Source organism: Rhizobium sp. IBUN (genome assembly GCF_000510625.1).
Lineage (GTDB): Bacteria > Pseudomonadota > Alphaproteobacteria > Rhizobiales > Rhizobiaceae > Rhizobium > Rhizobium altiplani.
Genome location: NZ_AZNV01000015.1, coordinates 1 through 20,852, shown reverse-complemented (window position 1 = coordinate 20,852; position 20,852 = coordinate 1). Strand labels below are relative to the sequence as shown.

At 57.8% G+C, this 20,852-nt stretch carries 20 protein-coding genes and 1 pseudogene; 11 read left to right on the top strand and 10 right to left on the bottom strand.

Features of this window, described 5'->3' with window-relative positions; translation table 11 throughout:
• The first annotated feature begins 227 nt into the window (after nucleotides 1-227).
• Both RHIBUN_RS0115350 and RHIBUN_RS0115345 read left to right on the top strand, forming a co-directional pair.
• Complete coding sequence (locus RHIBUN_RS0115350) at nucleotides 228-533, top strand: hypothetical protein (RefSeq protein ID WP_025660199.1); 306 nt, start codon at nucleotides 228-230, stop codon at nucleotides 531-533.
• The gene (locus tag RHIBUN_RS0115345; RefSeq protein WP_025660198.1) at nucleotides 530-2,242 is read left to right on the top strand and encodes a type IV secretory system conjugative DNA transfer family protein; all 1,713 of its coding nucleotides are present in this window, start codon (nucleotides 530-532) and stop codon (nucleotides 2,240-2,242) included. The genes RHIBUN_RS0115350 and RHIBUN_RS0115345 overlap by 4 nt, the downstream gene beginning before the upstream one ends.
• 212 nt (nucleotides 2,243-2,454) lie before the next feature.
• Here RHIBUN_RS0115345 and RHIBUN_RS0115340 read toward each other — a convergent pair whose 3' ends face one another.
• The 5 genes from RHIBUN_RS0115340 to RHIBUN_RS0115320 form a co-directional block, all read right to left on the bottom strand.
• Nucleotides 2,455-3,375: a zincin-like metallopeptidase domain-containing protein gene (locus tag RHIBUN_RS0115340; RefSeq protein WP_025660197.1), complete on the bottom strand. Its 921-nt coding sequence runs from the start codon at nucleotides 3,373-3,375 to the stop codon at nucleotides 2,455-2,457.
• 419 nt (nucleotides 3,376-3,794) lie between these two features.
• Nucleotides 3,795-4,586, bottom strand: a complete 792-nt coding sequence (locus RHIBUN_RS0115335; protein WP_025660196.1) for an amino acid ABC transporter ATP-binding protein — start codon at nucleotides 4,584-4,586, stop codon at nucleotides 3,795-3,797.
• Nucleotides 4,583-5,251, bottom strand: a complete 669-nt coding sequence (locus RHIBUN_RS0115330; RefSeq protein WP_025660195.1) for an amino acid ABC transporter permease — start codon at nucleotides 5,249-5,251, stop codon at nucleotides 4,583-4,585. Before RHIBUN_RS0115330 ends, RHIBUN_RS0115335 begins: the two co-directional genes overlap by 4 nt.
• Nucleotides 5,248-5,889: an amino acid ABC transporter permease gene (locus RHIBUN_RS0115325; protein ID WP_025660194.1), complete on the bottom strand. Its 642-nt coding sequence runs from the start codon at nucleotides 5,887-5,889 to the stop codon at nucleotides 5,248-5,250. The genes RHIBUN_RS0115330 and RHIBUN_RS0115325 overlap by 4 nt, the downstream gene beginning before the upstream one ends.
• An 89-nt stretch (nucleotides 5,890-5,978) precedes the next feature.
• A complete protein-coding gene (locus RHIBUN_RS0115320; RefSeq protein ID WP_025660193.1) occupies nucleotides 5,979-6,806 on the bottom strand; it encodes a transporter substrate-binding domain-containing protein in 828 nt (275 codons plus the stop codon).
• A 224-nt stretch (nucleotides 6,807-7,030) separates the two neighbouring features.
• Between RHIBUN_RS0115320 and RHIBUN_RS0115315 the strand changes: the two genes are divergently transcribed.
• The 4 genes from RHIBUN_RS0115315 (at nucleotide 7,031) to RHIBUN_RS34780 (ending at nucleotide 11,596) form a co-directional block, all read left to right on the top strand.
• Nucleotides 7,031-7,744: a UTRA domain-containing protein gene (locus RHIBUN_RS0115315; protein ID WP_025660192.1), complete on the top strand. Its 714-nt coding sequence runs from the start codon at nucleotides 7,031-7,033 to the stop codon at nucleotides 7,742-7,744.
• A 24-nt stretch (nucleotides 7,745-7,768) separates the two neighbouring features.
• On the top strand, nucleotides 7,769-8,707 hold the full coding sequence (locus tag RHIBUN_RS0115310; protein ID WP_025660191.1) for a LysR substrate-binding domain-containing protein: 939 nt from the start codon (nucleotides 7,769-7,771) through the stop codon (nucleotides 8,705-8,707).
• A gap of 702 nt (nucleotides 8,708-9,409) precedes the next feature.
• Nucleotides 9,410-10,042 (top strand): hypothetical protein, encoded by a 633-nt coding sequence (locus RHIBUN_RS0115305; protein ID WP_025660190.1) that lies wholly within the window; start codon nucleotides 9,410-9,412, stop codon nucleotides 10,040-10,042.
• A 372-nt stretch (nucleotides 10,043-10,414) separates the two neighbouring features.
• Nucleotides 10,415-11,596 carry a GGDEF domain-containing protein gene (locus RHIBUN_RS34780; RefSeq protein ID WP_025660189.1) on the top strand — a complete coding sequence of 394 codons (1,182 nt, stop codon included), beginning with the start codon at nucleotides 10,415-10,417 and terminating at the stop codon, nucleotides 11,594-11,596.
• 151 nt (nucleotides 11,597-11,747) lie between these two features.
• Here RHIBUN_RS34780 and RHIBUN_RS0115295 read toward each other — a convergent pair whose 3' ends face one another.
• A complete protein-coding gene (locus RHIBUN_RS0115295; protein WP_025660188.1) occupies nucleotides 11,748-12,209 on the bottom strand; it encodes a hypothetical protein in 462 nt (153 codons plus the stop codon).
• A gap of 383 nt (nucleotides 12,210-12,592) precedes the next feature.
• On the opposite strand from RHIBUN_RS0115295, the gene RHIBUN_RS0115290 reads away from it, so the two are divergent.
• The 3 genes from RHIBUN_RS0115290 to RHIBUN_RS0115280 all read left to right on the top strand — a co-directional run bounded on the left by RHIBUN_RS0115290 (nucleotide 12,593) and on the right by RHIBUN_RS0115280 (nucleotide 15,143).
• Complete coding sequence (locus RHIBUN_RS0115290) at nucleotides 12,593-13,150, top strand: GNAT family protein (RefSeq protein WP_245271674.1); 558 nt, start codon at nucleotides 12,593-12,595, stop codon at nucleotides 13,148-13,150.
• 309 nt (nucleotides 13,151-13,459) lie between these two features.
• The gene (locus RHIBUN_RS0115285; RefSeq protein WP_025660186.1) at nucleotides 13,460-13,825 is read left to right on the top strand and encodes a hypothetical protein; all 366 of its coding nucleotides are present in this window, start codon (nucleotides 13,460-13,462) and stop codon (nucleotides 13,823-13,825) included.
• Nucleotides 13,826-14,645: 820 nt separating this feature from the next.
• Complete coding sequence (locus RHIBUN_RS0115280; protein ID WP_025660185.1) at nucleotides 14,646-15,143, top strand: DUF1269 domain-containing protein; 498 nt, start codon at nucleotides 14,646-14,648, stop codon at nucleotides 15,141-15,143.
• A gap of 1,076 nt (nucleotides 15,144-16,219) precedes the next feature.
• Here the strand turns inward: RHIBUN_RS0115280 and RHIBUN_RS0115275 are convergent.
• Together RHIBUN_RS0115275 and RHIBUN_RS0115270 are read right to left on the bottom strand one after the other, a co-directional pair.
• Nucleotides 16,220-16,630, bottom strand: a complete 411-nt coding sequence (locus RHIBUN_RS0115275; RefSeq protein ID WP_025660184.1) for a DUF2442 domain-containing protein — start codon at nucleotides 16,628-16,630, stop codon at nucleotides 16,220-16,222.
• The gene (locus tag RHIBUN_RS0115270) at nucleotides 16,623-16,823 is read right to left on the bottom strand and encodes a DUF4160 domain-containing protein (RefSeq protein ID WP_062369716.1); all 201 of its coding nucleotides are present in this window, start codon (nucleotides 16,821-16,823) and stop codon (nucleotides 16,623-16,625) included. The genes RHIBUN_RS0115275 and RHIBUN_RS0115270 overlap by 8 nt, the downstream gene beginning before the upstream one ends.
• Nucleotides 16,824-17,469: 646 nt before the next feature.
• Between RHIBUN_RS0115270 and RHIBUN_RS0115265 the strand changes: the two genes are divergently transcribed.
• Together RHIBUN_RS0115265 and RHIBUN_RS0115260 are read left to right on the top strand one after the other, a co-directional pair.
• Complete coding sequence (locus RHIBUN_RS0115265) at nucleotides 17,470-18,822, top strand: LLM class flavin-dependent oxidoreductase (protein WP_025660183.1); 1,353 nt, start codon at nucleotides 17,470-17,472, stop codon at nucleotides 18,820-18,822.
• A gap of 24 nt (nucleotides 18,823-18,846) precedes the next feature.
• Nucleotides 18,847-19,365, top strand: a complete 519-nt coding sequence (locus tag RHIBUN_RS0115260; RefSeq protein ID WP_025660182.1) for a flavin reductase family protein — start codon at nucleotides 18,847-18,849, stop codon at nucleotides 19,363-19,365.
• Here the strand turns inward: RHIBUN_RS0115260 and speB are convergent.
• On the bottom strand, nucleotides 19,362-20,357 hold the full coding sequence (speB, locus tag RHIBUN_RS0115255; protein ID WP_025660181.1) for an agmatinase: 996 nt from the start codon (nucleotides 20,355-20,357) through the stop codon (nucleotides 19,362-19,364). The genes RHIBUN_RS0115260 and speB overlap by 4 nt on opposite strands.
• Before the next feature lie 318 nt (nucleotides 20,358-20,675).
• A pseudogene (locus RHIBUN_RS37345) lies at nucleotides 20,676-20,852 on the bottom strand (LysR family transcriptional regulator); the annotation flags it as partial.

Genomic DNA, 20,852 nt, shown 5'->3' with positions numbered 1-20,852 from the left:
AACTCGTAAGTGCGCCCTTGTGCCCTCGTCGGCTTGCCTCCTCCGGCCCAATGGGAGCATGCAGGCGATGCCCGCGATGAGTGTCTTCGCTGCCACTTGCATGCATCTACCCACAGATTTGCGAGTTGCCCGAGCCCACCGGTTCGATGAGCCTCATGGCCGCGCATTCATCGCGGACGACACCTGGCCGGACATGCGCTTCAACAGTTCAAACGGGAGACAGCAACGTGGCACGCAAATCAATCGGCGAACGGCTGGCGCAGCTGGAAGCGCGGCGAAAGACCCTGCAGATCCGCCTCAGCAAGCAGGAGCGCAGCATCGACACAAGGCGCAAGGTGCTGATCGGCGCGCTCATCCTGCATCGACTGACCAACCGTGATGTCCAGATATCGGAAGGGCTCGCCACGTGGCTCAGATCCGAACTGCCGAAGTTCCTGGTCCGGGACGCCGACCGGCAACTGTTTGACGACCTGCTAACGGTGCAGGCGCCAACCTCGGGCACCGCGACCATTGACAGTGAGGTGGGCCAATGACCCAGTTTGCTCTCGTCAAACGTGCTGTGGCAAACATGATGCGCATGGCCGCGCGCGACCCGCTATGGGCGATCGTTGCAATGATCACGTTTCCGTTCCGCTACGCAAAGTCGTTCGCCATGCATGCGCTCGGCTATGTCTTGATCATCCTGATCGTCTCAATCGGGATCGACTATCTGACCCGGCAGGTTTTCGGCAGCAGCGAAGGAGGCATCCTCGTCCTTGTCGGCAACTGCGTGTTTTTCCTGTTTGCACTGGCGTTGCTCCTGCGGATGCTGTCGGCTCCCCTGATCACGCATTTCGGAATGGCAAGTGACGACACGCATGGTTCGGCGCGCCTGGCCAGCAAAAAGGAAATCAAACCGCTAACGCGATCACCTGACGGCCTGCTGATCGGTCGCGCGCCTGGCTCGGGCCGGCTTCTTCGCTATGACGGACCGGCCCATCTCATCACGATGGCACCGACCCGCAGTGGCAAAGGTGTCGGGACGATCATCCCGAACCTGTTGACGGCGGATCGTTCGATCATCTGCGTCGATCCGAAAGGCGAGAATGCAAGGGTAGCGGGCGATGCACGGCTGCGCTTCGGACCGGTTCATATCCTCGATCCGTTCGGCATTACCGGCAAGCCATCGGCTGCCTTCAATCCTCTCAGCGGGTTTGACGCTGACAGTATCGATGTCGCCGAGGACGCGGCCACGCTTGCCGATGCGCTCGTGTTCGACGAACCAGGCCTTACGGGCGATGCTCACTGGAACGAGGAAGCCAAGGCCCTGATTGCGGGACTGCTCCTGCATGTCGTTGCAACCCAGCCCGATGACAGGCGCACGCTGACGATGCTGAGGCACATGCTGACGCTGGCGCCAGAAGCGTTCCGCATCCTGCTCGACGAGATGCAGGACAGTGATGCGGTCAATGGGCTGATCGCGCGTGCGGCCAATCGGCATCTTGGCAAGTCCGATCGTGAGGCAAGCGGCGTGCTTTCGGCCGCACAGCGGCACACGCATTTCCTCGACAGCCCGCGCATGACCAACGTGCTGTCGCGATCGGATTTCCGGTTTGGCGATCTGAAGTCAGAAAAGGCGACCGTCTTTCTGGTGTTGCCGCCAGACAGGCTTGCGGCCTATTCGCGCTGGCTGCGCCTGTTGATCTCCCAGAGCCTGATCGAGATGGCGCGCACGCCACCTTCGTCACGTTCATCGGCGTCACGTTCATCGGCGCCACGTTCGTCGGCACCACCCGTCCTATATCTTCTCGACGAGTTTGCAGCCCTTGGCCATCTGGCACCGATCGAACGAGCCATGGGGCTGATGGCGGGGTACGGCGTGCAGCTCTGGCCCATCGTCCAGGACATTCATCAGCTACGCGCCACCTATGGCCAGCGCGCCGGCACGTTCTTATCGAATGCCGGTGTGTTGCAGGTCTTCGGGGTCAATGATCATGACAGTGCCCGGCTGGTCTCCGACCTGCTCGGTGAGGAGACTGTCGTGTTCAATACGATTGCGCGCGCACTCGATTCCGAAAAGACCGGTCTCTCGTTTGCCGAGCAGCATGTCGCCCGCCCGCTTCTGACACCCGATGAGGTCCGCAACCTGCCCGCCAGTGTCGAGATCCTGTTCATCGCCGGACAGCGGCCGATTGCCGCCGGAAAGCTCAGATACTACGCGGATCCGGAATTTGCGGGACTGTTCGAAAAGCAGCAAGCTTAAGATGTGGAGGCGCTCTCCAGCGCGCCGTTTTCTTCATTACACCTGAAGCCCAAGACGTCAGTATCTTGGCCAAGCCGCGAGCAGCGGTCATCGCTCGCGAATCTAATCAGAAGCTGGCTGAAGGATGCACTGAACACGTAAATGGGAAGGACCCCGCTCGGGTTGGCGGGGTCCGGTTTTCCATGCGGCATGGTCAGGTGTGAAAGGGCGGCTCACGCCGCCCCCTCGCCCGCGAAACGCGGTTGCAGGTGGTGCAGGTAATCGACGGCACGCTGCGCCTGTGAGGCGGCCGTGAAGATCGCGCGCCTGTCACCGCTGAGCAGGGTCAACCAGCTATCGATATAGCTTGCATGATCGGGACGCGGTTCGAGTTCCGGAACGATCCCGAGATCGGCGCACAGGAATGCGCTGCCGAGTTCGGCAATCAGTTCTTCCCGGGCGCGCTCACTGCGATCCGTCCCATAGCGGCTGAGATCGCGATCGAGCCGTCCCTTTGACGAAGTCCAGTGCGTCATCTCGTGACTGAGGATGGCAAAGTAACAGACGTCGTCCCGGAAGGCGTCGCAGTGCGGCATCTGAATATAGTCGTGGGCTGCGGCATAGTAGGCCGATGTGCCGCCATGACGGATCATGGCGCCGGTGTTGGCAAAGAAGCGACCGGCCTCACCGATGCGCTCGAATGGATCGGACAGGCTTGCTGTTGGTTGGACCCGGGCATCGAGGCCATCGATCTGATCGGCATTGAAGACGGTGTAGGCTTTCATGAAGGGGATGGAGCGTTCGACGTCATCGCCGCCATCAGCGGTTTCGGTACGGATGATCGAGCTGGCAAAGACGACGGTCGTTCCGCCTTCGCCCTTGCGAACCGCGCCGCCAAGTTCGAGCGCCTGGCGGAAGGTCATCCAGGTCGAGGACGAGAAGCCGCGGGCGATTGCCTCCGACCAGAGGAGAATGACGTTGATCCCGGAATAGGGTGCGCCATTGAAGCGAAGCGGTCGTGAGACCGGATCGGACGGATAAGCGTTATGCCAGGGTTGGATCCAGGGACGGACACCCTGTTCGAGAGCGGCAATGATTGTGTCGGTGATGCGGCCGTGGATGTCGGACCGTTGGCTGGGTTGCTGCCTTGTCATGTTGGAACCTCCGCTTGGGGTCGCGACCATCGCGACCTGCTACGGCGGTCCAAAAGCCGGGCTTCAAGCGCTGGCCGGCACCCGAAGGGCCGAAACGCCAGTGGAGGACGGCAACGCCGTTGCGGCCAGAGCGAGCCTGGCAGGACCGAAAGCCGCAGCAGGACGCGAGGGACGCGGGTTCAAGCGGATCCACAGGTTCAGGAGGAAAACGCTAACGCGATCGGCGCCTCGGCGAACGGCAACACAGAGCGGCCGGTACGACCGTCCCTGGCATCCGGTCAGGCTATGCTGTCAGCCGCGCCTTGCCAGCGACCGTGCGATGTCGACGATATTGTCGGTGCACTGCCTGCTGGCATGGGGCCGTTGGGTGGGCGTTCACGTAGATGACATCGAATGAATGAGCGCAGGGCTCGGCGCCTTCACAGCAACATCGACGCTCCGCGATCAAGATAGGTGTCGAGGAACTGCTCAAGCCGCGCATTGCGCGGCTTCCTGAAGACCTCCTGCGGGGGCCCTGTGAAGACGATTCTGCCGTGGTCGAGGAAAGCGATCTGCTGCCCGACGGTGGCCGCAAAGCCGATCTCGTGTGACACGACGACCATCGTCATTCCCTCGGCGGCGAGATCGCGCATGACGTTCAGCACTTCGCCGGTCAGTTCCGGGTCGAGGGAGGATGTCGGTTCGTCGAAAAGCATGATCTTCGGCTTGAGGGCAAGCGCTCGGGCGATGGCCACGCGCTGTTGCTGTCCACCGGAAAGCTGCGACGGATAGTGCCCTGCCCGGGCCTCAAGACCGACTTTCACAAGTTGCGCCATGGCTCGTTCTTCAGCATCCTTGCGGCTCATCTTCTGGACGGTCTTCAGTGCCTCGCTCACATTTCCGAGCGCAGTCATGTGCGGCCAGAGATTAAACTGCTGGAACACCATGCCAATCTGGGCGCGGATCGCACGGTTGGCGGCAGGAGCGACGCGCTCCCGTAGCCCCTTGGCATTTTCGGTGAAACCCAGGATCTCGCCATTGATTGTGATGGTTCCAGACGTTGCTTCTTCGAGAAAGGCCATGCAACGAAGGAGCGTGCTCTTGCCGGAGCCTGAGGGGCCGATCAGGCAGGAGACCTGGCCTTGCGGGATCTCGAGGTCGATGTTCTGGAGGACTGTCGTCTCCCCAAACTTCTTGACGAGATTCTTGACTGCGATCGCTGGGAGGCTCATGCGTTGAAAAACCTGAATCTGGTGAATTTCGTTTCTACGAGGCGGCCAAGCCGGCCGGTGATCTCGACGAGCACCCAATAGAAGAGTGCCAGCACCGAGAGAGCTTCGACGAAGGCATATTGCTGTGCTCCGATCGCGCTCAGTGTTGCTGTCAACTCGGGCACGGTGATGATCGAAAGGACGGCCGTTTCCTTCATCAGAAGAACTGCCATGTTCAAAGACGGAGGCAGCACGAGCATGGTCATCTCAGGCAACAGGATACGCCGGATGATCTGCCCCTGCGTCAGGCCCACGCATTCGCCAGCCTCGATGTGGCCCTTGGGAACCGCCATGAAGCCGGATCGAAAGATCTCGCTATAGTAGGCGGCGCCGTAGATCGAGATGCCGATCAAGCCCGCCGGCAGGGGATCGAGAGACAGGCCAATGAAGGGACCTCCATAGTAGACCAGAAAGATCTGGATGAGGAACGGCGTCCCGCGCAAGACCGCGACGACAAAGCCGAGGGTCTTGTCGAGAAGCACTCCACCGAAGCGCCGACCCACAGCCACGAAGAACCCCAGGATCGCCGCGGCAATCGTGCCGACAACCCAAATCAGGATCGTAACGCCGGCGCCGCTTGTGATCGCCGGCAATTGGTCGAGGATGACGTTGATGTCAAAGGTCATCGCGGTAATCCCGGAAGAGAGCGCTCGATGAGGTCGCCGGCAAGGGCCACCAGCCAATTGATCGCAAGATAGATGAGGCCCGCAGCAGCAAAGATCTGCAATGGCAGGAAGGTGCTGCCGGCAAGATCCTGCGCCATGCGGGTCAATTCGACGACGCCCACGACGGAAACCAGCGACGAGGCCTTGAGGATCAGGATCGCCTCGTTGACCAAGGCAGGGAACGTCAGCCTCAGTGCGATGGGCGCCTTGATACGGCGGAAGATCTGCCCCGGCGTCAAGCCGACCATCTCGGCCGACTCCACGAGACCGACAGGGACGCTGGCAAATCCGCCGCGCATGTTTTCCGCCTGATAGGCCGCGGTGCAAAGCGACAGTCCGATAATGGCTGCGACGATGCTCGGTACGTTCAGCCCGATTGCAGGCAACATATTGTAGATAAGCAGCAGTTGCACCAGCAGCGGCACGCCGCGAAAGAAGCTGATGAAGATTTGTGCAGGAACGACGAAGATAGCCTTCCTCGACAGCAGCATGCCCGAGAGAAAGATCGCGATGGCAAAGCCGATCAAAATAGACACGACGCTTATCAGCACCGTGTAGATCGACGCGTAGAGAAGCAGTTCAAAGAGTTTGATGGACATGTCCGGCTTTTGCCCGCCTGGCTGTCATGGAGGCACGATGGCGTCTTTGATTGCGCCCTGGAAGGGGCGCAATCAACGATCGTCTTCTATCAGAACGCAGGGTCTTTGACCGCATCAGGCGTTTCGAAGGTGGCGCCAAACCACTTCTTCTGGAGCTCGGCCATACGGCCGTCAGCCTTGATCTTCAGCAGTGCTGCATCGATCGCGTCCATCAGCGGCGCATGGTCGGCATCCTTCAGGCCAATGAAGCCGAAGTAGGACTTCTTGCCGAATGGTGGCAGCACGACTTCAAACGTTCCCTCGCGCTGCTTGGCAACGAAGGCGATGTTCGGCAGCGAGTTGGCGACACCGGCAATACGACCGGCGGCGAGATCGGCATAGGATTCAGTGAAAGCGGGGTATTCGCGTACATCCACCTTGGAAGGCAGCGTTGCCGAGAATTCCTTCAACTGATCGAGCTGCGAGGTGGCCTTGCCGACACCGATCGTCTTCCCGGCGATATCGTCCGGCTTGCTGATGGTCGTGTCACCGGCTTTCTTCAGGATTGCGATGGTCGCTTCGGCAATCGGCGGCGTGAAGCGGTAACGCTCCATGCGCTTTTTGGTAATGGTCGCAGGACCGGCCACGACATCGAACTTGCCGGCTTCGAGCGCCGGGAATACGCCATCCCAAGGAAGCGCTACCCACTCAATCTTGACGCCCAGCTCCTTGCCGATCTCGGCAAAAAGATCAACGTTCAGGCCAGCATGTTCGCCGGCATCGATAAAATCAAAGGGCGCAAAGGCGGTTTCCGTACCGACCTTCAGCGTGCCGGCCTCCTTGACGGCGGCAAGCGTATCGGCGGCGTGCGCCGACAGGGTCGCCCCAACCAGAAAGGCAGCGCCGACGAGGCCCTTCAGCAGTGAACGTGCGATCATGATTGTCATCTCTCCAGTTTTCGCACCCGTGGATGCGTTCGAGTTCCCGATTTAGTCCCGTGACACGGACTTCTATGATCCGCTTTTGACTATACAAATAGATATGCGCTAGCCTAAGGTGTCAACGTCAAAGTCGACGGACGCAATTTTTGTGCCTACCGGGTTCTTTGGGGCGCGAGCTTCGCGTCCATATCGTTTCGCCAGCGGCAGGATGGGGTCGCGTCTTGGAGCCAATTTATCTCAGGATATTCAAGGATATAGAGGCGAAGATCCTGGCCGGGGACTGGCGTCCCGGCCATCGGATCCCGAGAGAGCACGACCTCGTCGACGACTACGGCTGTTCGCGCATGACGGTAAGCAAGGCGATGACGGCACTCGTCGACCGCGGGCTTGTCGTACGCAAGCGCAAAGCCGGCTCATTTGTCGCCTCGCCGCAGATCGACCGCACGGTCATGGATATCCAGGATATCGGCACCGAGGCGACCTTGGCGGGCTTTGTGCATCGCTACGAGATACTGACACGAAAGATAGAGACCCTGGGCTCGGTCGAGGCCGCACAGCTGGACAGTACGTCGGGAGCCGAAGTCCTCAGGATCCAATGTCTGCATATCGTCGATGGGAAGCCCACCGCAGTCGAGCGTCGTATCATACTGCTGGACACAGTACCGCTCGCAAGAGACGAGAGCTTTGCGACAGCGCCTCCGGCAAAATGGCTCCTCTCCCAAGTGCCATGGTCCAGGGCCAAGCATGTGATACGGGCGGTCTCGGCCGATGCTGCGACCGCGCGCATTCTTGAGATCGATCGTGGCGAGCCCTGCCTGAGCCTCATTCGTCAGACGTGGCAGAATGATCGCATGGTGACCTATGTCGAGATCACGCATCCCGGAGATCGCTTTCAGTTTGCCGGCATCTTTCATCCGGCCGAAAAACCTGCGTAACGTCGGGAGCCATGGGGAAGTGTGGTGAGCGAGGAACAGAAGTTTCGGGGAATTCCGCTAAAAGGTCTGCAGGCATTCGAAGCGGTCGGGCGCTGCGGGAGCGTGATGGCGGCTGCCGCGGAACTGAAAGTGTCTGCGGGCGCCATCAGCCAGCAGATACGCAAAGTTGAGAGCTTTCTTGGCATCACCCTGGTGGAGCGAAGTGGACGGACGGTGGAGCTAACGCAATGGGGCCGGCTCTATCACCGGGAAATATCGAAGGGGTTTGAGCAGTTTGCGCTCGCCCAGCAGGTGCTCGAGCGGGCGCGCAACGAAAATGCGCTCGTTCTCAGCGCGCTGTCGTCGGTCGTCAACAAATGGATCGGCAGGCGCATTTTTGACTGGCAAGTGCTCCATCCAGACGCTCACGTCAGGCTGACCGGCCGCGACAGGGAGCCGCGAATGGGCTTCGACGAGGTTGATTTCCGGGTCAGCTACGGGTCGGACGTTCTGCAGCACGATCACTATGCCGAGTTGTTTCGCGACTGGGTTGTTCCAGTGTGCTCCCCTGCCCTGACGGATGGCAGGAATTTGACGGCCGCCGATCTCCTGTCCTATCCGCTGCTGCATGTCGAGTGGGAGCGGCATTTCACGCCCTATCCCAGCTGGGCGGAATTCGCTGAGAAGATCGGGGCGAGCTTCAAGGGTCCACCCTCCGGCTTGTCCTTTACCCTGTCGAGCAGCGCCATCGACGCCGCCATCAACAAGCGCGGAATCGTGCTCGCGCAGATGTCGATGATCGCCGACGAATTGGAAGCGCAGACATTGGTCATACCGGTCGATATCAGAATGCCGTTGCGCGAGAGTTACTTCCTTGCTTGGGACCGCTCCGCGCTGCAAAAGCCTTATGGCTCGGAGTTTCGCGACTGGGTCATGGCGATCTCGCGGCGGCAGGCGCAAATCTCCGCACCTGCGACTCTTTAGAAAAACTAGAAACGGAAGTCAGCGTTTGACGCCGAGCGCTACATTCGAGTCAGCTAACTCATTGAACTCCGTGATCCTCATCGGCTGCGCGGCACGTGACAGTAGCGCCCTCCGCAGAACTTTTCGACCTCATTCCTTCTTCGGAATTTCCAGCCCGCGGTGCGATCTCAGTCCATGGGGCACATTTCCTTGTCGTAGGTAGCGAGTTCGAACGCTCTGATGGACATCGCGGATTTCTACAAGGCCATTCGCGATAGCAATGCGTCGATAGTCTTCTTTCAATCCCGTGGCGGTAACGTTGCGACCGCTGCGACAGTGACCGCTTCGAAAAGAATAGACTTCTCTGTCACGTCACATCTCCCAACAACGTCCCACGATATCTAATGCGGTTCGTCGCCGCTAAATCTACCAGAGTGAGCGCCGCTAGCGCTCTCCTGTCTCCGCTTTGCGTCGCCAATTATTGTGCCCTGCCGCCAGAGATTTGCTTCTAGCCGCCAACCATCTTGCTGATGTTCTCTCGGCTTTCCACTTGTCAATGCGACGGTAGGGGAGCCCGCGCGCCTTCCGATCACACGACTAGACCTGATCCAAGAAGGCTCAGTTAGATCGAGGACAATACCGAACGCTCTGGCCGCCCCCCGAGCTTCGAGTCCACATCGCGCAGTACGAAAAGAACGCAACCTCTCAGGAAGGGACGTATAAGTGTTGAAGAACACAATCGCCGCATTCGTGCTTGCCGTGACAGCTGCAGCCGCGACCGTCACACCGGCTCTCGCCGGTGACGGAGTGGTCTATAAGCAAACCAAACACTGGATTGTCATGGCTTATCCCCAAGACATCAGGTGCATTGCGCATACTGCGTATCCGAGAACGGGTGATCAGATTCTATTTGGCATCGACACCAAGGGTTGGTTCCTATCACTGGCATCGCGGTCGGCCAACATGACTGCGGGTAACCAATACAAGGTGTCCGTGGTTACCTCGCTCGGTTCGTCCGGCACCTATATTGGTCGGGCTATCGGCAAAGATCAGATCATGATCGATAGCCTGACCAATGCGGACTTGTATGGATGGGCCAAGGCAAAATCCATCAACATCGTTGGCATGGGAGTCTATAATCTCAAGGGTTCGCTTGACGCGATTGTCTCACTAAAGTCCTGCGGTGATCTGATCGTTGCCATGCAGGATGCCGGTGTTCCCCAGGCATCTGCACCACAGCAGAACGAGCCAGCGGCAGGCGTTCAAGTACCCAACGTTACTAGGCCAGCGCCAGAACCACGTCAAACAACACCGCAGCCTCCGCACGACAATCTGGTCGAAGCGATTGAACTGTGAAGGCCGTGGCCTCAACCCAAAAACGCCGATTGAGTCCTTCCTTCCTTTGTGTCCCAGCAGAGGGGGACGGATCTTATCCGCCCCCCTACTTAGTTACCTGAACCGCCAGTCAACCAGACCGGCGCGTCTTACACATTCATGATTGCCACTAGATTGTGGAGCCTGGCATTCGTTCAGCCGGGTTCCCAGTGGGTTCTGTTCGGCACCTTAACGACTGTATTCCCTGTGCATCTAGCCTGTGTGTAGGCTCATATCGGCGTCACTAGGCGCCAGGTTGGATAATGAAATTCCGCCGAGAAATTCAATGAAGCCTTGAGCCATCACAACTACAAGAGGTGCGACGCAACCGAAATTCTGGGATGTGCAGGCATCATGGAGACCAGCGATATAATCTACTTCTTGCCTCCCGCGCTCCTCGGGGTGATTGCGATCGCTTTCCTCCTCCTGTGGCGTATTGGTATCGTGGATACTTGGCATTGGAGTGCTGCGTTCGCGCAGGCGGGATTAGGCTTCGTAATTTCTACGTTTCCGATTGAACCGAAATTTGATGCCTTTGTGTCCGGTATGATTTTTATGGGGGCGGCTTGTTGCTACAGCATTGCCATAAGATTGCACTTTCGGGTGCCCAACTCAAAATTTTGGCATCGGACGTTCGTCACCGGCTACACCCTCCTGCTTTGCCAATTCGTTTTCGTTATGGAGAGCCTGAAGTACCAGCTTTTTCTTACTGATTTCGCATTCGCCTGCGTGCTGGGAGCCGCTGTACTCACCGTCGCCCCGAAGGCATGCCGCGCCGCAGACATCGCCTTGGTTGTTACCGCCGCACTTATTGTAGTTGATACCCTGGCGCGGACATTCTTTTTCACCTTCTTCTTCGAATCCAGCGACCAGTTGGCGGACTTCGCGGACTCCACTTACAACTTGGCCGTCCATATCACGACAATAACTATTGGCCTTTCGTTTCCTTTCGCTGCTTTGGGTGCCATGGCATCCAAAGCGATAGATCGGCACAGGGATACTTCTGAGAGAGATCCTCTCACGGGACTTCTAAATCGTCGTGGCTTTGAAAAGCAGGCCGTGCGTATGTATCGCGCGGATAGCGAAGGTGCTGTCGTGATCTGTGACTTAGACCACTTTAAGGAGATCAATGATCGCTTCGGGCACGCTGCGGGCGATCGCGTCCTTATCGAATTGGGCGCGGAGATCGAAGGCGTCATGGGTCGCAACGGATGCGCTGCACGGTTCGGCGGCGAAGAATTCATCGTTTATCTTCCAGCAAGCTCGCTTGAGCACGCGACTACACTTGCTGAAACGCTCAGAACACGCCTCGGCCGGATGGACTGGCAATCGAAAGGGATCCACCGACAGATTACCGCCAGCTTCGGCATCGCGACGGTGAATGGGTTGGATGACCAAATGAAGATCGCCATGGAACACGCCGACCAAGCGCTCTACTCCGCGAAGCGACTCGGCCGCAACCAGGTGATGGTTGCAGGCGTCTCTAGCCCGCTTTCTTCCGATCCTCATGTCTGGCGTGTTCCCGCGATCGTATAGTAGCGTGTCCATGCACAGCTCGATCATCAAGACGTGGAGCGACATGTCCTCCCTTGCCTCGATGAGCGAAATGGACTTGGCAGGGAGGTCTTCTTCATCGCTGTGTAGCAGGGATAGTTTTTCGGGATGGGGATTATGAAACTTCCTCCGGTTAAACTGAGAACTTTAGAGTTATGTCAGCCTTCGAGGCTGGCGCATACTTGGCGTCATAGCTTTTCAGGTCTTTGGCCAATGCGCCGCTGCTCTCGGGCGCTTCGTTGTTGACGACATGGATGATAAAGTCAGGCTTGCGCCCAAGGCTAGCGAGAAGGCGCAAGACGGTGGAACCTTCGATGATCACTGGACGCCGCCAGTCTGGGTCGTCCTTATCGAGTCGTGAGCCAACAACCTGATTGATCCAGTCCTCGCGGTAGACCATCTTCCCCTGATTGGGGATGAGGAACAGATCGGTCTCGATGAGCGAGACGTTGAAGCGGTAGGCGAGGTATCGACCAAGGGTTGTCTTACCGACGCCCGGCAATCCGCCGATCGCGACGATTTTGCCTGGCAGGTTGTGGAGCACCGGCGTGAGGGCTTCGACAGCCGGTGCATAGTCGAGTTCTATTTGGGTCATAGATGGTCACGCCGCTCCTTCGATTTGGGCCTTCGCTTTGCGCGTTACGCTGAGGGAACGGCCGGTGATCATCGTTGCACGCTGCCCTGATCAGAATCCATCTCGCGAACCCCCTGCGATGCGTCAATGGCTTGCCGAGGGGCCGCAGTGACCCTTCATGAGATGCGTCGTAAGGAGCCGAAGTCTCTTGACCGGAAATTGTCGCAAGCTACGCGTGAGGTCGAAACAGCCATTAAAGCGAGAGAATTTGATGCAATCAGCAAAAAAATTCTCGCGCACGACGCTCGATTCCCACCCGTCCCTCCTTCCAGTGTTACCTCAGCGGAGACACTTTCTAAAGTCGCATAACTTTACGATTGCAATCCGAGGATGCATGAGCTTCAATGAAGCTTGCAGTTCGATGGGAAGGGGTAATCGACAAATCCATGTGTACGCCAGGTAAAATAGATATCGTTCCTATCGCGCCGGAAAACATCGAAGGTTTCCACACAGCGCTCGACGTTGTAGCACGGGAACGAAAGTATCTGACTTGGCTGGAAGCCCCTCCATTTCCAGAGATGCGCAGCTTCGTACTCGGCATGATTGACAAGGGCAATCCGCAGTTCGTCGCCCTCGACAAGGGGCGGGTCGTCGGCTGGTGCGACATTACTCGCCATTCCCGGCCGACCCAATCGCACCGTGGATCGCTCGGCATGGGGATTATTCCCGCCTATCGCGGTAACCGACTTGGGCAGGGTTTGATGGAGGCGGCTTTGAACGCAGCAACCGACGCGGGCTTAATCCGGATCGAACTGTTTGTTCATGCCGACAACGCTCGCGCTATAGCTCTTTACGAGCGCGTCGGTTTCCGCCGTGAAGGGGTAGAAAGACGCGGTACATTGATTGATGGGCGATTTATCGATTCTATTCGCATGGCGCTCATGCTTGATGAGCACGGTTAGCGTTGAGCTTCGCGGCGGCCTACGGGCGCAACAGAATGCCCGAGCAGGGGCAACATTACCGGTTGGGCGGTCTCAGCTTTCTCACCACAATCTTCTGGAACACACCCATCGACTGCTTAAAGTGTCATTTCTGCCCCGGTCGTAGACTCGTCTCCCTTAATTGACGGAACGCGGCGGTTTGCTATCATGTCGCTCGGACGCCCATCCGAACCTGCTGCCGGGTTGAAGGGCAATCCTATCATTGAAGGCGACCCCGTTCACAAGGTCGAAGGGTAATCGGCGGACTTCGACAGAACAGCGGATCGTCTTATGTTCCATGCTACGATTAGGCTTGCGCCCCCCAACATCGCTGCCTTGAAAAAGGCGCTTCGAGAAAAGTACCCGAATATCAGGTCGTCGCACGCTGATGAAGCGCTGGCAGCTTCGGTCGGATTCAAATCATATTCCGCCATGCTCACCGTCCTAAAACAGGTCAGCGACTCCGCGCGTTTGGTGGTTCAGACGGACGCCTCGCTGCTTCAGGTTCGTCTTGAACAGTTGGGTTACGCTGGCCTTGTACCTCGCGATTTGCAGCGCTTGGTTTGGGAAGCCCAGTACCCTGATCGATGGGAGGCGGATGAAGTAGAACTGTCTCTTCGAAAGCGCTTTGCTCCGACAGCTGCCAATTCTCAGTAAGCACCAAGCGGCAGCACATTACTCGACCCGCTACTTCCGTGTGTCACACCCCATGACTAGGGAGAGACTGGCATGGTCACCTCGCCAGGATAGAAGAGTTCGGGGGTAAAGGAGCATTGACGTTTCGCGGGGGGCGCTAGCGAACCAGCGGTAGACGCTCCACCATGCACGGTACAAATATTGACGTGGCTGGTTTAGCTCGCGTGGAATGGCGTTCCCCTCTTCGCCGTTTCCTTCTGTAACTGCACTGCCCACCGATGGCGTCCTCAAATTCAGCGGCCAATTCGCGGTCTTTGAAGATAGAATTTTAGAGGTTGCACCAACGAAAACTACAAGCTTTCTTTGTATGCAAGGGCATGAGCAAGTTTTCGGTCATCGTCGTGCTTTCATCTGCTGTGTCGTTTCTAGGCGCTGGCGGGTATACACTTTTACCCAGATCTCTCTACGACCCCGCCTGTAACATTAAGGGGAACATATCGATTAATTCAGGCGAGAAGATCTACCACGTAAGAGGCCAAGAAAATTACGCTGACACCATCATTCGATACGAGTACGGCGAACGTTGGTTTTGCAATGAACAAGATGCCAGAGCGGCCGGGTGGCGGCGCGCTGGGCGATAAAATTGCGATCAAACGGCGAAGGAACCTCTAAGTGTTCCGCGCCCCGCTTGTACCCAGGTGGGGTCTTTTTTTCCTTCGCGCCATGGAGTCGCAGATTTGCGAGTAGAAGGTTCCGCGGCCGACTGCTGGGTAAGTTGTATTTTTTCATTTATTACTACTATGTTAACGACTTCTGCAATTCCGTTGATGGAGGACATGGCATGTCTACGTTGATTGCAATTGTTTACCCCAGCGAAGCCAAGGCCGAGGAAGTGCGCCAGCGGTTGCTCGAGCTGCAGAAGGAATACTTGCTAAAGGTCGGAGACGCTGTCATCGCGACCAGGGCCGAAGACGGCAAGATCAAGTTGAACCAGTTGGTCAATACCACGATTGCCGGTGCCGCGTCGGGCAGTTTCTGGGGCCTCTTTATCGGTGTTCTGTTTCTTAATCCGCTATTGGGCGTGGCAGTAGGTGCCGCTTCCGGTGCCATAGGTGGCGCTCTCACTGATGTCGGAATCAACGATGCTTTCATGAAGGATCTCGCTGCGAATCTCCAGCCGGGCAGTGGGGCGTTGTTCGTGCTGATCCAGGAGATGACGGCGGATAAGGTCCTCAAGGAGATCTCCGCCTTTGGTGGCGTCGTGCTCAAAACCTCTCTCGATGAAACGAAGGAACAGGTTTTGCGGGACGCCTTGGAGAAAGCGGCTTCGACCAGCTAGATCTATGGGCCACGGGCCGAATTCCCTTTGACGCTTCAATCGTAACCTTCGCTACTTCAGCCCAAACTTTTAACGTCTTGCAAAATAAGGGCGAACACGCAATGGAGCGGACGGCAGCGGGATTTTCTACCGCAGTCGGCCGATATCCGCCGGTATCATCGTTTAGAATAATGATCGTCGGGTGGCTTATATCCTACGTGACGTTTCGCCTTGACGACCCGAGTGAAACGCCCCGCGACGATCCAATAACTGGTTCCGCCCGCTGCACCGGTCACGGTCCAAACTAGCCACTTGAGATGCGAGAAAGCGTCATGATGTATGTCGGGAAACATTGGCGGGATGGCACTTAAGACAAGCCCTCCGGCTCCCCATGTAGCCGCGTAGTAAAAGACGTTCCGATATCCTTTTTCCCAGGCCACCAAAGCCGCGCACGCTGCAGGTATCGCGAAGAGCACAGCAAAACCAGCAGAGTATAATAAAAGTCCATACCAAAAGGTCTCGATATTCAGGCTTCCGGCGTGTCTCAAAGTTCCAACAAAGATTATGTACGTCGCAGCCGAAGCCAAAACTGCCGAGAAATATGCCAGCGCTATAACGAGTACCGGCGGGAAGAACTTTGCGATAAATCGTGAAAGCAATCTCACCATGGAACTAAACCCCAGTGGCTTGTCGTCGGTTGTCTGCCGCAGCCACGCGGCTGGATAATTCCAACCGGCAGTCCCGAGATCAATGATAGCCTGGCAGTAATCTGCGGTAGGTCTCTGATTGCCTCTCTTCGCGGGCGCCTTTCTCGCACCAGTCCTTCGCTAAGGTAGCTCTGGTCATGGTCGCTTTCGCGAACATTGATTCACATTTTATACGACAAGTTTGCAATGTATTGCAACTCACGCGATATATTAGCAATGTCGCTACAACGTCGGTTGTCGGGGGTATTGCCGATGCCGGAGATTTTTGCGGAAGACCCAAAGCGGCTTCGACTTGCCCCAGCGGACCTGCATTTCGAATAGTCGCCAAGCGCGAAGAATTGGGGATCGGGCCTGCCTTCGGCCGTGAATTGCGATGACATCTGCAAGCGCTTAGCCGTTCTTCCGGGGGCGTCCGCCCTTGGCACCGTTGGCACGGCTTGCCTCTACCTTGGCCGTTGAACGGGATTGACCGCCTCGGCGCTGTGCATCCATGAACTTCGCATTGCCAAATATGCCGTTCATCAACCCGGCGATAGTAAAATCCACGTCCAGGCTTTCCCAATGCAGGCCGGTCTCGCCGAGAAGCTCTACCTCCGCCAACTGCGCAACGGTTGCATTCTCCAGGCCCTGTATCGATCGGGCAGGCACCATGAACGCAGCGCCGTTGGTGAAATCCACGACGATGCGGCCGGATGCCTCATCGAAACGAGCTGATGCCGGGATGGGCGCGCGGGCGCGTTCTGCCTCCCCCTTCACGGTAGCTTTTCGGTAGTGACGATCTTCAAAGACAACTTCACCCATGGATGCTCTCCCACTTTTCGATGAACAGGCGCTTGTTCGCCTGAACAATGGCAAGGGCTACGCTCAAATCCCGCTTCTTCATTCCCCGGTTTGATATCACGGTGAGATCGAGGATATTGATGCGGGCTTCCCCATCTCCATAGACATGGGTGTGCGCCGGTTCGTGGTCATCCGTGTAAATGACAAATCGCATTCCTGCTTCGCGGAGAACGGTGACCATGCTCCAAAATAACCTAACAACTTGGGTTTTTCAAGAGCCAGCGGTCGATTGGGGCCGCAAACAGTCATCACTCAAATGTGGAACCGACCCACAAATCGATTCCACATTTGAGTAAGTGGCTGGGCTATGAGCAGGATCCCTTCTGAACCCGCGACGCTCAAGGTTCCGGCGTTAACCCATCGCCTAAGAATACGTTTCCATGACGTCGAACTTGCCTAGTATGAAACCATGGCTATCGTCGCGACCTGACCCGAGATGGCGGGCCGCGGGGACCGAGCAGCTATTGCGGCAAGCTCGAACGCCAGAGGAAGGGAGGCTCGGGAGTCTCCAGAGGCAACGCCCCCGAGCCTCTCTTCCGACAGCGACGAACCGTGAGACTGGCTCCTCTCCGCAGCAATCGGTAGCTTGCTCATCCCTACGATGCGAAAAGGGTCAGTTACATGCGAAATTGAGTCAAATAAAACGCGCGGCGGTATCACCACGGCGGCGGCAGGCGCAAATCTCCGCACCTGCGACTCTTTAGAAAAACTAAAACGGAAGTCAGTGTTGCGTTATTGATGAAGAAAGTCGCGTGGCGTTACCTTGGGCAATCAAAGAACCAATCCCACTGGAGAATGGCATGGCGCGTACCGACAAGATGAAACTGGGTACATTCGTCTATACGTTCGGCTTTCACCCGGCCTCATGGCTGCATCCGGCAAGCGACGTCCATGGCGCCAACGATTTTAGCCACCTGCTCGATGTTGCCAAGCAATCAGAAGCGGCGAAACTCGATTTCATGTTCATGGCCGATTCTCCGGCCGCAGCCGTCGGCGACCCGGATGCTCTCGCGCGCATCCCGACCAAGATGAACCGTTTCGAGCCGTTGTCGTTGCTCGCCGCGCTTGCGGTGACGACGGAGAAGCTCGGTCTCGTCGCCACTGTATCGACCAGCTACTACGAGCCCTACAACGTCGCACGGCTATTTGCCTCAATCGACCATCTGAGCCACGGGCGGGTATGCTGGAACGTCGTTACCTCGGACCACGACGAGACTGGCTACAATTTCAATCGTGAGGGGCTGGATCCGCACGCGCTACGCTATGAGCGAGGCAACGAGTTTGTGGATGTCGTCTTTGGTCTCTGGGACAGCTTCGAGGACGGCGCGTTGCTGCTCGATCGCGAGAGCGGTGTCTACTATGACAAGACCAAACACCATACGCTCAATCACAAGGGCAAGCACTTCCAGGTGCGCGGGCCGCTGAACATTGCGCGCTCGCCGCAGGGCCGGCCGGTCATTGCGCAGGCCGGCGGCTCGGAGCCCGGCATGGACATGGCAGCACGCACGGCCGAGATCGTTTTCAGCCTCGCCTCGAACATCGAGCGAAACCGCGCATTCTACGAAAACGTCAAGGGACGTATGCCGGCCTACGGACGTAACCCTGACGACCTCAAGATCATGCCTGGTGTCGTGCTGAACGTGGGTGAAACGGAAGCCGAGGCACAGGCGAAGGTCAACTACCTTATCGACAAGATGCACCCGGACGTTGGTCGCTTGATGCTCTCAGAGTTCCTCGAAGCCGATTTGCGCGGCGTCCCGTTGGATAAGCCGTTTCCGATGGATCGATTGCCGACGGAACCCAAGGGGTCGCGGGCGCTGTTTGAGGAACTCACCGATTTCGTAAAGAGCGGTCGTACCGTCGGTGAATTGGTCCGCCACTACGCCGAGAAGCACACGGGCAATGGCATCACCGGTACGCCGACACAGATTGCCGACTTCATGGAGGAGTGGTTCGAGACCCGTGCGGCGGATGGATTCATCCTGATGTTCCCGACGCTGCCATCCAGTCTCGACGATTTTGTGAAACTCGTCCTGCCGGAATTGCGCCGGCGCGGACTTTTCCGGGAAGAATATGAGGGCAAGACGCTACGGGACAACCTCGGCCTTTCGATGCCGACCAATCGTTTCGCGAAGGCAGAAGCCACAGGCTAACCAAGGAGAGAGCGGATGCCAGAGATGACAAGCCGACCTGTCGTCGATCAATCTGCGTTCAAGCTGTCCATGCGCCACCTGGCCGGCGCGGTGAGCGTCATCACCGTAGGCGAACGCGACGAGCGGACAGGTTTTACCGCGACATCGGTTTCGTCGCTTTCCGCCGAGCAGCCTTCGGTCATCGTCAGCCTCAATCGCGGGTCGTCTTCCTGGCCGGTGGTTGAACGGTATCGCCGCTTCTGCGTCAATGTGCTTGCCGTCGACCAGCAGCATATCGCTCAATCCTTCGCCGGCTTCGATGGGCGGCGAGGGGCGGAGCGCTATCAGGACGCGCAATGGTATAGTCTTTCGACCGGCACGCCCGCGCTGAAAGATGCGCTGACGGTTATCGACTGCGAACTTGAAACGGTACTAAACCACCATTCGCACGCGATCCTTATCGGTCACGTTTGCGCGATTAAAACGCGTGACGATGTCGAGCCGTTGCTCTACTGGCGTGGCGGCTACCGCCGGCTATCGGGCGAGGCTGTCATCCGCCCCTAGCGAGGGGATGGCCGGTGATCGGGGGCGCCGGCAGCATTGCGCCGAACACCAACCTGTTTGGCAATGACGCAGAGAAGTTCGAACATCATGGTGGCGCCGGCAAGTGCCGTCATGCCGGCCAGGTCAAATGGCGGCGCGACTTCGACAACGTCTGCGCCCACGATCTCAACTCCGGCAAGCAGACGGATCATTTGCTGCGCCTCACGGGTCGTGAAGCCGCCGGCCTCGGGTGTTCCGGTTCCCGGCGCCATGGATGGATCGATGCAGTCGATATCAAAGGTAACGTAAGTCGGCAGGCCGCCGGCGATTTCTCGCGCCTCCCGCATCACGTCGTCTGCGCCGCGGGTGACAAACTCCTCCATGTAGATGATCCGGATGCCCTGCTCTTTCGCCCAGTCATGCTCGCCCGGATCATAGATCGACCCTCGAATTCCGATCTGAACGATTCGTTTCGGGTCGAGCAGTCCCTCCTCGATCGCACGACGAAACGGTGTTCCGTGCGTATAGGTGTTGTCACCGAAATAGCGATCGTTGGTATCAGAGTGCGCATCAAAATGAATCAGGCCGACCGGTCTGTTTTTTGCCACGGCACGTAGCACGGGCAGTGTTGTCAAATGGTCTCCCCCGACCGATAGCGGAATGGCACCGGCGGCGACAATCGTATCCATTCCCTTTCTGATGCGATCGAGGCCGTCGGCAAGATCGATCGGGTTCACCGAAAGATCGCCGACATCTGCGACGTTGGCGATGCTGAAAGGCGCGGTGCCCGAGACATGGTGTACGCGCCGCATGAGGCTTGACTGATTGCGAACCTCCCGCGGCCCGTGCCGTGCGCCTGCCCTGTTCGTCGTCCCGCCGTCCCAGGGAATGCCGACAAGGGCGATATCAAGCCCGATCGCGGTCTGCACGGCGGGCAGACGCATGAAGGTTGAATGTCCGGCAAAGCGCGGAACTTCGGCAGCATCGACCGGTTGAAAGAAATTGCCGCTCATCGTTCCCGTCCTTTGCTTATGGTGATGCCTCAATCTGTGATCCCGCCGCCTCTCGCGCAAGCCCAACTTTTCATAATGCCCAAAGTGCCATTGGCCTCAGTCGCGACACCGAGTTTCGGGCATAACCAGGATGGAATAACGACATACGCCCCCAGGGGAGGCGACAGAGGGTAGGAGTATCCGTGGCTGCAGATGAAACTCATGCCTGCGGCGCGAATTAACAGGTTCAGATGGCAATCCCCCACATCATCGCGTCTCGGCGAGCGCACCAAAGAGCGGGGGGCGACCGACCCTGCCTAGATCCGTTGGTCTATGCTGTCAGCCGCGCCTTGCCAGCGACCGCGCGATGTCGACAATATCATCGCGCCCAGCGGTTGGGTCTTCTTTATTCCAGGCGATCCCAAGCCCGATCCGGAAGTCGATCCCGCTTACCTTCTTCAGTTCAAAGCCGCGATTGGGAAGATCAAGCGTCCATTCCGGGGCAAAGCCGATGCC

Bases quoted from the DNA above. Each gene is read 5' to 3' on its own strand.
- RHIBUN_RS0115345 (WP_025660198.1), top strand. From the start codon at position 530: ATGACCCAGTTTGCTCTCGTCAAACGTGCTGTGGCAAACATGATGCGC.
- RHIBUN_RS0115340 (WP_025660197.1), bottom strand. From the start codon at position 3,375: ATGACAAGGCAGCAACCCAGCCAACGGTCCGACATCCACGGCCGCATC.
- RHIBUN_RS0115335 (WP_025660196.1), bottom strand. From the start codon at position 4,586: ATGAGCCTCCCAGCGATCGCAGTCAAGAATCTCGTCAAGAAGTTTGGG.
- RHIBUN_RS0115330 (WP_025660195.1), bottom strand. From the start codon at position 5,251: ATGACCTTTGACATCAACGTCATCCTCGACCAATTGCCGGCGATCACA.
- RHIBUN_RS0115325 (WP_025660194.1), bottom strand. From the start codon at position 5,889: ATGTCCATCAAACTCTTTGAACTGCTTCTCTACGCGTCGATCTACACG.
- RHIBUN_RS0115320 (WP_025660193.1), bottom strand. From the start codon at position 6,806: ATGATCGCACGTTCACTGCTGAAGGGCCTCGTCGGCGCTGCCTTTCTG.
- RHIBUN_RS34780 (WP_025660189.1), top strand. From the start codon at position 10,415: ATGGAGACCAGCGATATAATCTACTTCTTGCCTCCCGCGCTCCTCGGG.
- RHIBUN_RS0115295 (WP_025660188.1), bottom strand. From the start codon at position 12,209: ATGACCCAAATAGAACTCGACTATGCACCGGCTGTCGAAGCCCTCACG.
- RHIBUN_RS0115290 (WP_245271674.1), top strand. From the start codon at position 12,593: ATGAAGCTTGCAGTTCGATGGGAAGGGGTAATCGACAAATCCATGTGT.
- RHIBUN_RS0115285 (WP_025660186.1), top strand. From the start codon at position 13,460: ATGTTCCATGCTACGATTAGGCTTGCGCCCCCCAACATCGCTGCCTTG.
- RHIBUN_RS0115280 (WP_025660185.1), top strand. From the start codon at position 14,646: ATGTCTACGTTGATTGCAATTGTTTACCCCAGCGAAGCCAAGGCCGAG.
- RHIBUN_RS0115275 (WP_025660184.1), bottom strand. From the start codon at position 16,630: ATGGGTGAAGTTGTCTTTGAAGATCGTCACTACCGAAAAGCTACCGTG.
- RHIBUN_RS0115270 (WP_062369716.1), bottom strand. From the start codon at position 16,823: ATGCGATTTGTCATTTACACGGATGACCACGAACCGGCGCACACCCAT.
- RHIBUN_RS0115265 (WP_025660183.1), top strand. From the start codon at position 17,470: ATGGCGCGTACCGACAAGATGAAACTGGGTACATTCGTCTATACGTTC.
- RHIBUN_RS0115260 (WP_025660182.1), top strand. From the start codon at position 18,847: ATGACAAGCCGACCTGTCGTCGATCAATCTGCGTTCAAGCTGTCCATG.
- speB (WP_025660181.1), bottom strand. From the start codon at position 20,357: ATGAGCGGCAATTTCTTTCAACCGGTCGATGCTGCCGAAGTTCCGCGC.